Below are 15253 nucleotides of genomic sequence, written 5' to 3' on the forward strand. Positions count from 1 at the left end.
ATGGTCTCAGCGACCTTTGACGATAGGCAGCTATCAAAAGCGGACGTTTAACCGCGTGAGTTTGATTGCCACCCATCCTCATATTCGGTTGCTTTTAAACCGGAAGCCCAGCTGGTGCTTCTTTACTATCGCCGCATTGTCGCTCATCAGGTTGAGCCGTCGTTTTTGGGGAGTCTGAGTAATGGTTCCCTCGATTCCAGATGCCTTGAGTTTGCCTGTTAGGCCGCTAAGCGATAGAGTCATCATCAAGGAACGCCCATCATGTACTTCGGAATCATTAGATGAGTAACAAGAAATCCGCTGGGTGGTTAGCCGAGATGGAAAAAATCATTTCCTCGGTGGAAGCTGAATACTTCAGTAATAACAAAATCATATTTGAAAGCGAGCCGATTAGGGCTGCGACCCACTTTGAAAATGTTAAGAAAGCAGTAAAAAATTGGAGCAGGGCTAGAGTGTGTATGGTCCCAGGTTGCACCTCATCAAGCATCGCAAGGTCCCATGCAATTCCGCGATCAATGTCTCTTACTCCAATTGCAGATGCCGGGAACTTACTGACTCCAGCATTCGATCATAAAGTCGGCTCGCTAACCATGCAAAAGGTTGGGCTGTCAGCTGCGACGACTTTTCCGGGATTCTGCGCAGCGCACGAAAAGTTGTTTGAAGATTTTGAAAAAGACAAAAATATAAGAGAAGTTCGTGATGTGCTGCTTCAAGCTTATCGGGCAGGGTGCAGAGAGTTATTTCGCTGCGATACCATCCTTAAGGACCTACGCGACACTTTAGAAGGCTATGTAAAACAGAGAAATAAAGGACTGATGAGGCTAATCACAGAGCGCGCCCGTGGTATAGGTGCGGAAGTAAGTTTGCAAGCCTCTACATTGACGATGGACCAAGATCCGTTACTGGTGGGTGCGGAAAAAAAGATCAAGCCATTAGCCGAACTAAAAAGCGAACTTCAATTGCACCTACTTCCGGCTTTTGAACGCGCAGTATTCAATGGCGACAGCACTGGAATCGCTCTGGAAGCGCTGCAAATTGATATTGATTTCCCTGTTGCGCTGACAGGCATTGGAAACTTCGGACTCAAGAGCGGCGTGCGAAAATTTGAAGTGAGTGCTTTGATTGGCGTGGTGCCCCAAGCGGGAAGGACGACATTGTTCCTTGCAAGCACAGCAGATAATAAGGAACATCTTGAAAACTATTTAAGATACTGGTGTAGACATGCTCTGGGTTTTCTATCGATGGTTGAATCATGGATGGTCAATGGAACGGACCAGTGGTTCATAACGCCTGGTGTGTGGGACGCTCTCAGCGCTGAGCGTCAAACAAGCATATTGGAGAAAATTCTGCTGAGCGAGCAAAACATTGGTCAGGACTGTCAAGTTTCGATTTTTGATGAACTCCGAAAGCAAATAATCAGAGACACGGAGGCGGCTAACGTCGGTACAACCAGTTCGGATGGGCTAGCCTACTTAGCCGATGAAACAAAAAAACTCGTCTAAGTTTTTGTTAAGTATATACGCACCCTATTCTTGAGTCTTTCTTCAAAACGCCAGCATGCCATTAATTTCACCTTCGAGAACACGCAGTAATAAATGCCGTTTTATCACCGTACACAGACCCTAGCTTCGTCCGAGTACCGGCTTTAAAATCGCAAGCCCCTATTGCAAAAGGAACCAGTATTTGCGGCCCTAATGCTCCACTCGTCGACCGGCCGATTTCGGCCAGAAGCAGTCATTCGAAGAGAGCGGACGATTCAAACCACAGCAAAGCTACTGGATCATTCATCCATGAATAATCCATTCGTTCATGCATATTGCTTAACAAGCTCGCCTGCAACCTTCTTGATATTATTGCTCATCAAGTCCTGAACGATCGTCATAAGTGCAAGTTGCTCATGAGGAGTTTTTGCCTCCTGAAGCTCGTGCCCCAAGCGGATGAGAAGAGCAGGGACATTACTTTCAACGCATCCATAACCTGCAAATTTATAGACAAAACGCAACAGTCCGCAAACTTCAATCATTTCTCTTCCTTCATCTGTAATAGGAAGATAGAGCATGGCTTCCTTAACCACCCTCACATGGCGAGAATATTCATGATAGTGCGGGTGACAGAACGTATAGTCGCTAGCTAAGTTGGGGTATTTCTTACGGCTCTTATTTTTAAGTACGCCTTTTTTGCCCTTGATCGTATTACAGTCCTTACAGCAGACACACAAATTTCTAGGCTCAAACATAAAAGCCGGGTACTCATCTTTATTTATTATATGTTCAGTATCCCACATGCCATTATGCTTAACCTCCATCCGCTGCCTACAATACGCACACATATAGTCTTGCACACGCAAATAGTGGTCTTTAATTTCTTTCTTTACTAAAACTAACGCCTTTTCATCACCGTCCCAGTAATTTCCTTTTTTTTCGGGTGAACATAAGAATGTGTCAACAAATTTAGCCGAAGTTTCAGTGTACTCGACATGGGGGAAGGCATAATATGCATCGTCAGCCATCGGCGCGTGCCTCCGAGGTCGCAGCTACAACCAAAGAGTATAGCTGGCGAACTGGGTCGGATTTTTCAAGTGAATTTTCTAGCTCACGAATTTTGGATATAACTTCGTGATCGTCGTTAGAAAGTTCGACCCCCTCAGATAGCTTGCTGAGCAACTTCAAAAGCTCTCGCATTAAATATTCGTTTTTGAACCCTGGAGCAGAAAAAATATTAGCTAGCTGATAATCCGCAGATCGTCGATTAGAGTCCGCCGCATCCAAAAGTACTGACTTCTGCATATCTAAAATATAACAGTTTTCACTCTCTAGCCTTGAAACTATCTGAGGTGAATGAGTGGCAATAATAAAATGGCAGGACTTAAAGCCCCTAAAGGTATTCATAAGCAGATCAATATACCGCTCTTGCCACTCAGGATGGAGACAAATCTCTGGTTCATCTATGCAAACCAATGCCCCGTCTGTTATCTGAGACGCTATACCCAGCATAGCTAAAACTATGCACTGCTCTCCCGAACTTGCATCGCTAATTTTAAATGGTTTAGCGTGGCCTTTTTTATGAAGTTCCAAGCTGCGAAGCTTAAGTAGACCGGCCTCCATCATGGGGATAAATCTATCATTAATGGGAGAACTAGTTACTTCGTTAAAGACACCTTTATTTGTGATAATTACTTCTAGTTTTTTATCTTTGATATCTATTCTATGTTCGTGCAGATAATACTTAACAGAATCGACAAGTTTATATTTTTCCTCTTCAGCCTGTTCATCCATTCGCATCATCAGCCGACGAAACTCAGATCCTGCTCGGCGCTGGCCAATCAAGAACTCATTGATAACCTCAACCGGATTTTCGCTCTCTGAAATTTGAGATAAAACAGGTACGGTAATGTCGCAAGTAAAGCTCGCCTTGATTGCAGGATTGAATCCCAAGTAGCTTAAAACGCTTAGGGATGGTCTGAAGTAGCCATGTATTTCCCCGGCATACCACCTAGCGCAACTTTTAAACTCGCCAAATGATCAAAAAACAATCAATTCGACGAGTATTTCTTACGTTTTCGCCACCCGGACCCCACTCCGGTGGCCATTTCCCGCATTACAGGCGCACCTCTCCTGCATTCGTCAGTAAATGTCGGCGCGCCATCCACAGGTTCGACAGAGCGAACAGTGTCACCAGTTGCGCCGTGTTTTTGGCCAAGCCGCGAAAGCGCACCTTGGTGTAACCGAACTGGCGCTTGATTACCCGGAACGGATGCTCGACCTTGGCGCGCACCTGAGCCTTGGCCTTTTCAATCTTGCGCTTGGCTTTGTACAGCACGCTGCGCTTATCGAGTTTTTTGTAGGTGCTGCGGCGTGCCGCCACCTGCCAGATAACTTCACGTCCTTCATGCTCGGGCCGCTTTTCGACACCGGTGTAGCCTGCATCGGCGCAGACCACGTTTTCGTCGCCATGCAGCAATTTGTCCACCTGGGTGACATCCGCCACATTGGCCGCCGTGCCCACTACGCTGTGCACCAGACCCGATTCGTCATCGGCGCCGATGTGGGCCTTCATGCCAAAATAATACTGGTTTCCCTTCTTGGTCTGGTGCATTTCCGGGTCGCGCTTGCCGTCCTTGTTCTTGGTCGAACTGGGCGCATTGATCAGCGTTGCATCGACGATGGTGCCCTGGCGCAGCGACAGGCCGCGGTCGCCCAGATAGCCATTGATGACAGCGAGGATGCCGGCCGCCAGCTCGTGTTTCTCCAGCAAGCGGCGGAAGTTGAGAATGGTGGTTTCGTCGGGGATGCGCTCCAGGTTCAGCCCGGCAAACTGGCGCAGGATCGTGGTTTCGTACAGCGCTTCCTCCATCGCTGGATCGCTGTAGCCGAACCAGTTCTGCAGCAGATGCACACGCAGCATCGCCATCAACGGGTAGGCCGGACGGCCACCTTCACCTTTCGGATAATGTGGCTCGATCAAAGCAATCAAGCCCTTCCACGGCACCACCCGATCCATCTCGATCAGGAACAACTCCTTGCGGGTTTGCTTGCGCTTGCCAGCGTACTCGGCGTCGGCGAAGGTCATCTGCTTCATCGGGAAACTCGGTGGGTGGGGTCGCGGTATTTTGCCAAATCAGAAAGTCTTTTTCAGAGTTTCCTTAGAACAGTTTTTATTCTTCCAGCATCGCCAGCTAACGCCCGAATCAATCCTGCAATAATTCGAACCATAAAAGACATGCTTAGATTTCCACTATACAGCCCTCTTAACCCTAAGTAATGATAGTAACCCAGGCTAGACTCAACAAGTCGATAATCGGCATTCTTAATTAAAGGGTTGCTAATTGGAAATCTATCAAATGGACTTGTAGATAACGCAATAACGGCAGTTGGTAGATCAAACGTATCCTTTTGTTCAGGATCGATGGCACCATTCCAACTTGCGATACATTTTGTGACGATATAATTCAACAGTCGGCTCTTACCTGAACCGTTCTTACCTACAATAGTAGTAAATATATTTTGATCTAATTTGTTTTGCGAAGAATGAAATTTTAACTTTTTCCCATTGAAATGAATTGATTCTATCACAAGGTTCCCACTCATAGATTTTTGAATTTTTCCTTCAAGTAGTTTATATGACCGTTGTACTAAAGCCAGTCTTTCTCGCCGAAAGTTATCAGTATCGAACATTCGATTAACTTTAATATTGTGTCGAGCGCCTCATGCACGCAGGTGATAAGTAAAAATGTGATGTGAGTCGCCCCAGTTTGGCGACAGGAAGTGACCGCTATTGGCTGTGGATTCAACCGGTCGATGCAACAGATTTGCCTGTCTTCGTCGGTTGTCACTCCGGCGCCTTTTAGTCACCTAGAATGCAACGGTTTTAGTCAGCGCAGGTGCGTAGGCAACGCAGTGGCAAGCCAAGCCAAGCGAGGGTGGACAGAAATGGTCTCCACGTTCAAAAGAACCAGATTCCCACTTACCCCCGGGACGCGCTCAACGTTGACGTTGGACAATGACTACAACTGCCGTAGCCGCATGATAGCGGCTGTAATCCCCTGGACATTCGTGTCCAACGTGTTCAGGGCACCTACTGCGTTAGCGGCGACATCCGCTGATCCATTCTTTGCAAGCCACCCAGTCACTTCTTCTATGGCCGCAGCAAGGGCATGCTGGTTGTGCAGAAGCAGTGTGAGAGCGTCAGCGATGTGTATGTTGGCTTGAAAATTATCTGGCATAAATTTCTTCCTTGGATGTCCGGTGCGAGGAAGGCTAGTTGAATTCCCCCCTGGTTCAAGCCACTGATCCGAACCCGTTGATATGTCGCTACTGCGTTGACTTGACCACCCATTGCACCAAACTTGATCCGCCCCTTTTTGCGCGATACCACACTCAATCCCCGTTTTTTGCCTCCTATGTGGCAAGCAGGAAAAGCGCAGTCGAACCCGCCAGATTCACTGCCAGCTCTGCATGACGAGGGGCAGCCTTCACCCCACCCTTTCCTTTTCCGTGGGCATCGCTCAAACGGTTCCGAAGCGCCCCTAAACCCTCTATAACGGCTGTGCACCCTCCAAGGATTTGCTTGAACACAACCTCTTCATGCTGTGCCTTCGTCAGATTTAGAAGCGTAGCGGTTTGCTTGTAGAGCTTGTTCAGGTCAGGAGTTGTCTCATGGTCGCTCGTTCCGGCTTCGTCAAGAATGTGTTTGCATACCGATTCCAGGAGAGTACGAGCCATGGTGATAGCTCCCTCGGGATCAGTTGAGCGCCTTTCAAGCGCCTTAGTCCAAGCGATACGAACGTGCTCAGCGTCAATGCGGTCCAGCGCCTCCGAGACAACGATATCTGAAGGGTGCACCCCACCCGATTCAGCGAAGTCAACGAGCGACCTAAACTCTTCCCAGATGAACTTCCTACGCTCGGCGTAGCTTGGAAATTTTGGCTGGATGAACCCCCAAAACTGATCCAAGCTCCTGCAACGACGCACCCACGCTGGAACCACCGACGCCATACGAGGATCGTCAAGAACGCTCTGTCGGTACAGAAGGTAATCCCGCTCATCGTCGTCGTTTCTCTTCCCGGTGGCACGATTGATGTAAATCGATTGCAAGCTGTCAACGTCATCAATAAGAGGCATGGCTTTCGCACCTTCACCGTCTTGGAGTACCAACCCGTTATAGCAGCCTGCACACGTTTGTGACCAACCGCGCATGAACTGTGGACTCTGCGTTCCCAACTGTGATGCCAATGTCGCCCCAGTTTATAGAGGCCCTAGAGACGGAACGAGCAAGACAACGAAAATACGGAAGAGCCTATTAAAATTTATGACTCATTCTTGTGCCGAACAAATGTCAGGCTCAGATATAATAAGTAAAAAACCACTTATAGAAAGGACAACAACTTCATCGCTTGACTTTTTCAAGATAAAAGCATTCCCTTATCACGAATAATTCAAGGCATGATGACAATGATTACCAGAAGTTACTATCCTTCTTACTCACGCTTTCTATCGACCGAGTATATAGAGCGGGGGCCAGTCATCAATGGCGAAGATTACGTTCACCATTCTATACATCAAACCATACAATGGCTGGACGTTGATGCCGCACCTCTATTATCCGTTGGCATTCAGACAATAGGAATCGCCTGGGGAGTAATCGGTGAGACACGATTATTTTATTTTCTTGAAGAGGCTTTAGCACGAGGGCTACTGTCGCCTATATTATTTATAAGTGCGAGGTCTGGCTGCATCACAATAATCGTTGACAACACAAGCAATTTTGCAAAATCGGATAAATTTAAATATGGCTGGGAGGATATAGTTGGAGTTCCGGAAGATCCATACTGGTGGAACGTCAGTATAAAGGCGCTAGGTGATGGTGATTTTAAAGCCGAGCTAAGGATGGTCTGAAGTAGCCATGTATTTCCCCGGCATACCACCTAGCGCAACTTTTAAACTCGCCAAATGATCAAAAAACAATCAATTCGACGAGTATTTCTTACGTTTTCGCCACCCGGACCCCACTCCGGTGGCCATTTCCCGCATTACAGGCGCACCTCTCCTGCATTCGTCAGTAAATGTCGGCGCGCCATCCACAGGTTCGACAGAGCGAACAGTGTCACCAGTTGCGCCGTGTTTTTGGCCAAGCCGCGAAAGCGCACCTTGGTGTAACCGAACTGGCGCTTGATTACCCGGAACGGATGCTCGACCTTGGCGCGCACCTGAGCCTTGGCCTTTTCAATCTTGCGCTTGGCTTTGTACAGCACGCTGCGCTTATCGAGTTTTTTGTAGGTGCTGCGGCGTGCCGCCACCTGCCAGATAACTTCACGTCCTTCATGCTCGGGCCGCTTTTCGACACCGGTGTAGCCTGCATCGGCGCAGACCACGTTTTCGTCGCCATGCAGCAATTTGTCCACCTGGGTGACATCCGCCACATTGGCCGCCGTGCCCACTACGCTGTGCACCAGACCCGATTCGTCATCGGCGCCGATGTGGGCCTTCATGCCAAAATAATACTGGTTTCCCTTCTTGGTCTGGTGCATTTCCGGGTCGCGCTTGCCGTCCTTGTTCTTGGTCGAACTGGGCGCATTGATCAGCGTTGCATCGACGATGGTGCCCTGGCGCAGCGACAGGCCGCGGTCGCCCAGATAGCCATTGATGACAGCGAGGATGCCGGCCGCCAGCTCGTGTTTCTCCAGCAAGCGGCGGAAGTTGAGAATGGTGGTTTCGTCGGGGATGCGCTCCAGGTTCAGCCCGGCAAACTGGCGCAGGATCGTGGTTTCGTACAGCGCTTCCTCCATCGCTGGATCGCTGTAGCCGAACCAGTTCTGCAGCAGATGCACACGCAGCATCGCCATCAACGGGTAGGCCGGACGGCCACCTTCACCTTTCGGATAATGTGGCTCGATCAAAGCAATCAAGCCCTTCCACGGCACCACCCGATCCATCTCGATCAGGAACAACTCCTTGCGGGTTTGCTTGCGCTTGCCAGCGTACTCGGCGTCGGCGAAGGTCATCTGCTTCATCGGGAAACTCGGTGGGTGGGGTCGCGGTATTTTGCCAAATCAGAAAGTCTTTTTCAGAGTTTCCCTAATGCCAGCAATAGACGAGAAATACGTTCAGAATATAAGTGACTTCTGGCATTTAGGGGTTAGGCGCTACCAGTCTTTTCCACCACAGTCACTCGAATGACGCTGAACCCATATTTTTCCTAGCTTGAATTAATGATGCTAATTTCTTTAATGGCATTTCCTGGCAAACCATCTCACCTTAATCCTGATGAGTGCTAAACATTGCCCAATGACAGTGATAGCCAATCCGGCCTGAAATGCCGAAAAAGGATACTGAATTGAAAGATTGTTTCTTTAAAGTATATCCAAAGCGGGTCGCAATAAAAGAGATGCAATCATGGGTGGGAGCCGATTTTACGAAATTCCGTCGAAAGCAAGATCTCTGAAAATGAGGGCCTGCCCGTGCGAAAGCTCGGAACCTAATAGAGATAAATATCTCTTCATGTAATTATCGAAGAAGAGGAAGCGAATATCATCCTCCACTTGGTATAAAGCAAGACTTGGTTCCTCTTATTGAGATTTGACTGTCCAAAGCTCATCCATTCGGGCAGTAAAGCTTTGGCTCATTAAATCCCGCTTCATAGACCATTTAGGGTCGGATAGAACGCTTGCTGCCCGCAAAGTACCCCGCCCTCATCAAGCACACCCATTACCTTGCCTGCCGCAGCAGGTTGCGCATAGGCGAACAGGTCATCGGTAATTTCGCCCGGTTGACGCAAATCCATTAGCAGAACCTCCGCCTTGCTGTATTTGAAGCCAGGTCTGAACAAACGATTGACTGCCTCAGTCGAGGCTTTTGTCATTAACCTCACGTCATTTGTGGGATACGGTAGCTCCACCAGTGCGCCGTTCGCATACTTCGCTTCCTCTGGGTTGAACATCCCCGTGCGAATACTGACTCGGATCTTTTTGCAGAGAGAATTCTGAGCCCGAAGCTTTTCAGCGGCGCGTTGGGTGTACGTAGCCACTGCCTCTTTGATCGGCTCGATGGCCTCCGTTCTCTTTCAGCCTCATCGAAGCCTGGGGCCCCTGAGCCCCTACCCTCTTAGAGCTTTCCACATTTTTACTGACGGTTTTCAGCAAGCGGGGGCGGTGTCTGATTGACAGGCCTGTACGGTCCGGTCGGCTCTTTCGTACCTACATACGAAACTGTGAGCATCCCGTATTCATAGCTACCTTCAACGCCTCCAATTTCAACCTGCTCCCTGCCGTTGATGAAGCCGTTGAACAGAACCACTGGATTGCCGTTGCGCGGGGTGATTGTCACCTTCGTTTTGCCTGAAGGTCGACACGTGGTGTGCAGAAGAGCGTTCGTGTATACGACTTCGTCACCAAATTCATACAAGTTGTAATCGCTGGCGCCGCCTGGCTTGAGGCAATCGATCCCCCTCAACGCGACACCCATCACCTCGCCAGAGCGACGTGTTCCGGACTTCTTGGTAACGAAGAAATGGGCCTGTGCAACGATTTGTTGGTCAGCAGGCATCGGTAGAAGGTGGTCTTGAGTCCATTCCACCATCGATGTCAGAAAAGGTCCGACGTATCCCGTGATGAGGCTTGTGTAAGCCCCCAAGAAAACGCCACCGGTTGCAGAAATGACTGCGAGACGAGCCTTTTTAAACAGCCCAAAATCATCTGGTTTGCTGGCAGTATCCGACTGGGATTTCCTATTTCTACGTCTGGCCACGTTGTATGTCTTCTGAACTGTTCAATGGAGGTGATGAGGCTGAAAGGACTTAGCGTTTGTCGTTCCAGAACGAGAGGCTGAAGTTATTCAGGCCTCCGCCGTAAACACCGTGTTTGGCTTGGAAGGCTTGAGGGATCTTGCTGCCGTCACCGCCCTCCTGGAAATACTCTTTCACAGAATGCAACGCTAGGCGCCGCAAGTGATCCCAGACGCGATACAACTCAGCCTCCTTCTCTGTGGCTTGAGCCGCCGCGCTAGGTTTCCTTTTTGGCTGAGAAGACAAATATGCCGGTGCGAAATGATGCGTATGCGTGAATTTGATGCTGCCAATCTCCCAAGGCTCCGTGGCCTGGCTACGCCAGCGGTAGCTGACAGACACTGATAGTCGATTGCTGTGCAGATAAGGCTGGCCTACGTAATCATCAACAACAAATAACTCAGCTTCTTTTTGCTCCTGTTCGACCCTGCCTTGCATCAGCTGCACAGCAGAAATCAACGCACTCCCAGCTCGCCGAACGTCCTGTTCCGTTTGGGCACGTTTTTTGGAGCCTGTGCCGCCGCGTGTCCTTGCACTGCCCTCTCAAATATCCTCAATTGTTCGCCGATGTAATCGCCGCAGTCGTAGAGGCGAAGATCGCTAAGTCCGACTAGATGCTCTTCCCGCAAACATTGGTCGAGGAGGTTGCCCAGATGGCTGACATCCAATGCGGCGATAGACTTTCGCTGCTCAGCCGGAACGTTAATTTCGCTCATTCCCTTTCCTTTTAAAAAATTTCCAGAATTTGATGCGGACCGTCACCTAGTGACGAAATCAATGAGCACCGCCCTTGCTTCGCTTCATGCCTGTCATCGAAGGCTGGACAGCGCATGACAGCTCCTGCTCACGCGTCTTCACCTGACGGAAGCTATCTTGCTGTCACGATATTAAGTGGGGTAGCCGATTCTGTAGCACGGACAATCTACAAAATCGTCGGTCTGGGTATCGAAGTCGCTCAAAACTCTCGCAGATCAGGCAGTGAGTCCGGGTCTTCACCGCTCTGAAGCGGGTTGGAGCGGAGATCGGATGGTCGAAGCGTGTCTTCGATCACATGAGCGTCATCCAAGGTGGCGATACGCGTCGCAATTCAGCTTCCGTCATCTCGGTTACAAGCTCGACCTCAACATCAGGGAATGCCTGGTCCGGAAGGATGGTCAGCCGGTGTATAGCCTTCATGCCAGGCGACAGCGTCAAATCAAAGACAAGCTGGATGCAATCAGCGCGGAAAGAGAACGTATTCATAGCTTGGTTGGGTACTTGGCCTGCTATTGCGGTAAAAAAGAGTTGTGCAGTTGTAGCCAGCGGCAGAACTCTGCCACCTCACAATCGCGGGTTGTCACCAAAGGGGAGATCCCATGGAGTATCTATCATTCAGGACTGCTACAGCCCATAACCCCAGCTCAGGCCGTAGCCCCCTGGCCCCTTTCCCGCGCAGCGGGTTCTGCCAGCGGGAACCCGTAATTCGAGTTACATCGGCTTTACAGAGACAACCTCTACGTACCTGTACTTCTTTCTCGCCGCTTTCACTGCTTCCTGTTGAGCCAACAACGTGCTGAGCGTGTCTGCTTCGTACACAAATTCGTAAGTCTTGCCTTCAAACTCATTACCGACCTCAAGAACTACCCTCAGCCGTGGTGTAAATGGCCTTGCTGCCCTCCGTTTTGCTGGAGGCTTAGTTGGCGAAAGAATGCTGCTCTCTGACGGTTTTTTTGGCGGGGGCGTGAAAAGCTTCTCGGCGCTACCGAACAGCGCTCGGCGCATCTGTTCTTCTGTCAAATCTTCATGCATTTGAGGTTCCGTGAGCGTGCTATCAGGCTGGCCACATATTACCAGCATTGCCCGGGAACCTGATTCCATCCCCTTCCATCTCAGTGCCTTATAGCCAACCAGATGACGGATTGAGCCCCAGGGGTTGTGCCACGCGAAAAAATGAGTCAGCTTAATGGCAGGCGTGGATGGACGCCTGCCGCTTGCGTTGGCGAAGCTCAGCACCATCAAGAAAGACCCTTCCCTGTGTGGCACCTTTCCCAACGGCGCACACGGTTAGCAAGCTATCGTCGTGCCAATGCTGGAGAGTGCTATGTCCAAGTACAGCTACGTCAATATTATCAAATCACGATGCAAAGATTTTGCGCGTCAAAATCAAATGCCGCTTAACGTTGTTCATGAAAAGGCAGCCAAAAGCGTCGGCTTTACGAGCTATCACGACCTCACTCAGGTCTCAAGATCTAATCCGCAAGACATCAGGCTTATGAGGCTTGCGTTCAGTTTAGAAAAGCTTGAAGACGCGATCTACGAAGACGAAATCCTCCCTGAATTGGATAGGCAGCTTGAGGACGAGATGTCCGGAGAGATGGCGGAAACCAATGCCACATTTTTCACCATGGAGAACGTTGATCCAGCCAATGCAGCCTATGACTGTTGGCGCTGATGGAAAATTGACCCACCCTGCCGATTGAAATTTGACCCAGGGCGGATTGCTGATTTTGTTACCAGCAACTGTGGATAAGTCTACCAGCGCAGCTGCTGTTGCCCCCACTCCTTCGCTAGCCCAGTTCAGTTGTTTAAGACCTGCCACACGCAGCCATGTAGCAGGCCGTCGTCGCCATGAAATCAGAACGGCTCATCGTCCTCCGGTTCCTGGCTGCCCTTACGCTTTCGCTCCCGTGATTTGATCTTGGCCTGGGCCGCCAAGCTACTGTGTTGCAGGCGATAGGACTCGTTACCGGTTTCGACGATGTGGCAGTGGTGGGTCAGCCGATCCAGCAGGGCGGTGGTCATCTTGGCGTCGCCGAACACGCTCGACCATTCGGCGAAGCTCAGGTTGGTGGTGATCACCACGCTGGTGTGTTCGTACAGCTTGGACAGCAGGTGAAACAGCAACGCACCGCCAGCCTGGCTGAACGGCAGATAACCCAGTTCGTCGAGGATGACCAGATCCATGCGCAGCAGTGCCTGGGCGATCCGCCCGGCTTTGCCGTCGTGTTTTTCGCGCTCCAGCAGATTGACCAGATCGACCGTGGAGTAGAAGCGCACGCGCTTACCGTGCCGGGTGATGCCGGACACGGCCAGCGCGGTGGCTAGGTGGGTTTTACCGGTGCCTGGCCCACCGATCAGCACCACGTTCTGCGCGGTGTCGGTAAAGCTCAGGTTGGCCAGCTCGCTGATCAAGCGAGCGTCGGCGCTGGAGGCGCTGAAGTCGAAGCCGGCCAGATCGCGGTGCATCGGCAGCTTGGCCATGTTCATCTGGTGGCTAACCGAGCGCATGGCGCGATCTGTGTGCTCTTGTTCCAGCAGGTGTTCGAGCAGCCACTTGGACGAGGCTGTGTTCGACTCACCCTGTGCAGTTAACTCCGCCCAGGCCGTGGCCATGCCGTGCAGGCGCAGCTCCTTGAGTTCCGCCATCAAATCACGCATGACCGACCTCCTCGGCCTGGCCACGCAGGCGGTCGTAGCGCGCCGTGTTAGCGACGGGGGCTTCCTTGAGCGACAAGTGGGTTTCGACGCTGGGTGGTGGTTCGGATGCTGTCAGCCGTGCCACGACATTGAGGATGTGTTCGGCGCTCAGGCTGCCGCTCTCCAGTACCAGCTCAACGGCTACCAGCACGGCATCGAGTCCGGCGACCGGTACGGCAGCCAGGACTTGCGCCATGATCCGGTCACCGCCGGCATGACGCCCCAGGCCGTGCTTAAGCTGACGCAGCGGCACCGGCAGATCAGCAAAGGGCGCTCCGTTGCGCAGCGCGCCGGGCTTGCGCTCAATCAGCGGGATGTAGTGCTGCCAGTCGTAGCTGACCTGGTCGCGATCCAGCAAGCGCGCATGGCTGGCTATCAGCGCATCATCGGCCACCACCTCGATGCGGGTCGGATACAAACGGCTGCTGACCCACTTACCCGCGTACTCACACGGCACCGAGTAGCGGTTGCGCCCGACGCTGACCAGGCAGGTGCTGGAGACCCGCGCAGGCCGCTCGACGTAACCGTCGAATGGCGCTGGCACAGGCATCAGTTCAGCGCGCTCCAACTCCAGCACTTCGGCCACACTCAGCCCGCTGTATTGAGGGTGCGTCAGCTCGTTCCAAAGCGCGCGGCAGCGCTGGCCCAGCCAGGCATTGAGTTCCTCGAAGGAGTGAAACTGGCAGTCCTGGGCGTCTAGCCAGATACGCCTGCGGCTGTCTTGCACGTTCTTTTCAACGATGCCCTTTTCCCAACCAGCGGCGACGTTGCAGAAGTCCGGATCGAACAGGTAATGCGCGCACATCACCGCAAAGCGCGCATTCACCGCCCGGCCTTTGCCCTTATTGACCCTGTCGACGGCGGTCTTCATGTTGTCGTAGATGCCCCGGCGCGGCACGCCGCCCAAGGAGCCGAACGAGCGTGTATGGGCGTCAAATAACATCTCATGGCCCTGGCTCGGATACGCCACAAGCCAGAACGCACGGCTGGCACACAGCTTCAGATGTGCCACCTGCATACGCCGGTAAATGCCGCCGACCAGCAAGCCTTCCTCGCTCCAGTCAAACTGAAACGCCTCGCCAAGAGCAAAGGTCAGCGGCACAAAGGCCTGCGACGCCTTGCCCTGTCCCCCTCGCCAGGCACGGATAAACGCGGTGAGCTGGCTGTAGCCACCGTCATAACCTTCGGCTTTGATTTGCGCCAACAGCGCCTTGGCACTGCGCCGCTGTTGCTTGGGCCGCAGCGAATCGGCTTTTAGCGCCTGCTCCAGCGTGGCGTGAAAAGGGCTGAGTTTGTTGAAGATCGCGCGGCGTTGGTAGACCGGCGGCTTGGCCTCAGGTGCTCTGACCCACTTGCGAATCGTGTTGCGCGCCAACCCGGTGCGCTTGGCTATCTCATGCAGCGACAGCTTGTCGCGGAAATACATCCGGCGGATTTTGCCCATCATTTCCATACTGATCACCCTGTGTTCTCCTGCTCAAAAATTGAGCAGAAGCAGTTGAACACCTGGGTCAGTTTT

16 protein-coding genes and 1 pseudogene are annotated in these 15253 nt (G+C 51.6%); 3 read left to right on the forward strand and 14 right to left on the reverse strand.

Annotated elements, in window-relative coordinates; translation table 11 throughout:
- The first annotated feature begins 281 nt into the window (after positions 1-281).
- Positions 282-1502 (forward strand): hypothetical protein, encoded by a 1221-nt coding sequence (locus ACYZUM_RS16810; RefSeq protein ID WP_473060867.1) that lies wholly within the window; start codon positions 282-284, stop codon positions 1500-1502.
- Positions 1503-1807: 305 nt separating this feature from the next.
- Here ACYZUM_RS16810 and ACYZUM_RS16815 read toward each other — a convergent pair whose 3' ends face one another.
- From ACYZUM_RS16815 to ACYZUM_RS16840, 6 genes are all read right to left on the reverse strand, one after another.
- The gene (locus tag ACYZUM_RS16815) at positions 1808-2509 is read right to left on the reverse strand and encodes an HNH endonuclease (protein WP_473060868.1); all 702 of its coding nucleotides are present in this window, start codon (positions 2507-2509) and stop codon (positions 1808-1810) included.
- Positions 2502-3434 carry an AAA family ATPase gene (locus ACYZUM_RS16820; RefSeq protein WP_473060869.1) on the reverse strand — a complete coding sequence of 311 codons (933 nt, stop codon included), beginning with the start codon at positions 3432-3434 and terminating at the stop codon, positions 2502-2504. The genes ACYZUM_RS16815 and ACYZUM_RS16820 overlap by 8 nt, the downstream gene beginning before the upstream one ends.
- Positions 3435-3597: 163 nt before the next feature.
- Complete coding sequence (locus ACYZUM_RS16825) at positions 3598-4578, reverse strand: IS5-like element IS1384 family transposase (protein WP_010466230.1); 981 nt, start codon at positions 4576-4578, stop codon at positions 3598-3600.
- A gap of 53 nt (positions 4579-4631) precedes the next feature.
- Positions 4632-5174 (reverse strand): hypothetical protein, encoded by a 543-nt coding sequence (locus tag ACYZUM_RS16830; RefSeq protein WP_473060870.1) that lies wholly within the window; start codon positions 5172-5174, stop codon positions 4632-4634.
- Positions 5175-5503: 329 nt separating this feature from the next.
- Positions 5504-5722 (reverse strand): hypothetical protein, encoded by a 219-nt coding sequence (locus tag ACYZUM_RS16835; RefSeq protein ID WP_473060871.1) that lies wholly within the window; start codon positions 5720-5722, stop codon positions 5504-5506.
- Positions 5723-5897: 175 nt separating this feature from the next.
- Entirely contained in the window at positions 5898-6620 is a 723-nt protein-coding gene (locus ACYZUM_RS16840) for an abortive infection family protein (protein WP_473060872.1), read from the reverse strand.
- Positions 6621-6941: 321 nt separating this feature from the next.
- Between ACYZUM_RS16840 and ACYZUM_RS16845 the strand changes: the two genes are divergently transcribed.
- Positions 6942-7394, forward strand: coding sequence for a hypothetical protein (locus tag ACYZUM_RS16845; protein WP_473060873.1), 453 nt, complete (start codon positions 6942-6944; stop codon positions 7392-7394).
- Between the two features lie 134 nt (positions 7395-7528).
- Here the strand turns inward: ACYZUM_RS16845 and ACYZUM_RS16850 are convergent, their stop codons facing one another.
- The 6 genes and pseudogenes from ACYZUM_RS16850 to ACYZUM_RS16875 form a co-directional block, all read right to left on the reverse strand.
- Positions 7529-8509: an IS5-like element IS1384 family transposase gene (locus tag ACYZUM_RS16850; RefSeq protein WP_010466230.1), complete on the reverse strand. Its 981-nt coding sequence runs from the start codon at positions 8507-8509 to the stop codon at positions 7529-7531.
- Positions 8510-9064: 555 nt separating this feature from the next.
- Positions 9065-9558, reverse strand: a pseudogene (locus ACYZUM_RS16855) (DinB/UmuC family translesion DNA polymerase); the annotation flags it as partial.
- A gap of 59 nt (positions 9559-9617) precedes the next feature.
- Positions 9618-10241 carry a hypothetical protein gene (locus ACYZUM_RS16860; RefSeq protein ID WP_473060874.1) on the reverse strand — a complete coding sequence of 208 codons (624 nt, stop codon included), beginning with the start codon at positions 10239-10241 and terminating at the stop codon, positions 9618-9620.
- A 49-nt stretch (positions 10242-10290) separates the two neighbouring features.
- Entirely contained in the window at positions 10291-10737 is a 447-nt protein-coding gene (locus ACYZUM_RS16865; RefSeq protein WP_473060875.1) for a hypothetical protein, read from the reverse strand.
- Entirely contained in the window at positions 10734-10994 is a 261-nt protein-coding gene (locus ACYZUM_RS16870) for a hypothetical protein (protein WP_473060876.1), read from the reverse strand. The genes ACYZUM_RS16865 and ACYZUM_RS16870 overlap by 4 nt, the downstream gene beginning before the upstream one ends.
- A gap of 751 nt (positions 10995-11745) precedes the next feature.
- A complete protein-coding gene (locus ACYZUM_RS16875; RefSeq protein WP_473060877.1) occupies positions 11746-12066 on the reverse strand; it encodes a hypothetical protein in 321 nt (106 codons plus the stop codon).
- A 292-nt stretch (positions 12067-12358) separates the two neighbouring features.
- Here ACYZUM_RS16875 and ACYZUM_RS16880 point away from each other — a divergent pair, with 292 nt between their 5' ends.
- Positions 12359-12709, forward strand: coding sequence for a hypothetical protein (locus ACYZUM_RS16880; protein WP_473060878.1), 351 nt, complete (start codon positions 12359-12361; stop codon positions 12707-12709).
- Positions 12710-12891: 182 nt separating this feature from the next.
- Here the strand turns inward: ACYZUM_RS16880 and istB are convergent, their stop codons facing one another.
- Positions 12892-13695, reverse strand: coding sequence for an IS21-like element ISPst3 family helper ATPase IstB (istB, locus tag ACYZUM_RS16885; protein WP_029309271.1), 804 nt, complete (start codon positions 13693-13695; stop codon positions 12892-12894).
- A complete protein-coding gene (gene istA / locus ACYZUM_RS16890) occupies positions 13688-15187 on the reverse strand; it encodes an IS21 family transposase (RefSeq protein WP_102053904.1) in 1500 nt (499 codons plus the stop codon). The genes istB and istA overlap by 8 nt, the downstream gene beginning before the upstream one ends.
- Positions 15188-15253 lie beyond the last annotated feature (66 nt).

Source organism: Pseudomonas sp. m6p (assembly GCF_055760375.1).

Bases quoted from the DNA above. Each gene is read 5' to 3' on its own strand.
- istB (WP_029309271.1), bottom strand. From the start codon at position 13,695: ATGCGTGATTTGATGGCGGAACTCAAGGAGCTGCGCCTGCACGGCATG.
- ACYZUM_RS16875 (WP_473060877.1), bottom strand. From the start codon at position 12,066: ATGCATGAAGATTTGACAGAAGAACAGATGCGCCGAGCGCTGTTCGGT.
- ACYZUM_RS16815 (WP_473060868.1), bottom strand. From the start codon at position 2,509: ATGGCTGACGATGCATATTATGCCTTCCCCCATGTCGAGTACACTGAA.
- ACYZUM_RS16810 (WP_473060867.1), top strand. From the start codon at position 282: ATGAGTAACAAGAAATCCGCTGGGTGGTTAGCCGAGATGGAAAAAATC.
- ACYZUM_RS16880 (WP_473060878.1), top strand. From the start codon at position 12,359: ATGTCCAAGTACAGCTACGTCAATATTATCAAATCACGATGCAAAGAT.
- ACYZUM_RS16830 (WP_473060870.1), bottom strand. From the start codon at position 5,174: ATGTTCGATACTGATAACTTTCGGCGAGAAAGACTGGCTTTAGTACAA.
- ACYZUM_RS16845 (WP_473060873.1), top strand. From the start codon at position 6,942: ATGATGACAATGATTACCAGAAGTTACTATCCTTCTTACTCACGCTTT.
- ACYZUM_RS16825 (WP_010466230.1), bottom strand. From the start codon at position 4,578: ATGAAGCAGATGACCTTCGCCGACGCCGAGTACGCTGGCAAGCGCAAG.
- ACYZUM_RS16840 (WP_473060872.1), bottom strand. From the start codon at position 6,620: ATGCCTCTTATTGATGACGTTGACAGCTTGCAATCGATTTACATCAAT.
- ACYZUM_RS16850 (WP_010466230.1), bottom strand. From the start codon at position 8,509: ATGAAGCAGATGACCTTCGCCGACGCCGAGTACGCTGGCAAGCGCAAG.
- ACYZUM_RS16870 (WP_473060876.1), bottom strand. From the start codon at position 10,994: ATGAGCGAAATTAACGTTCCGGCTGAGCAGCGAAAGTCTATCGCCGCA.
- ACYZUM_RS16835 (WP_473060871.1), bottom strand. From the start codon at position 5,722: ATGCCAGATAATTTTCAAGCCAACATACACATCGCTGACGCTCTCACA.
- istA (WP_102053904.1), bottom strand. From the start codon at position 15,187: ATGGAAATGATGGGCAAAATCCGCCGGATGTATTTCCGCGACAAGCTG.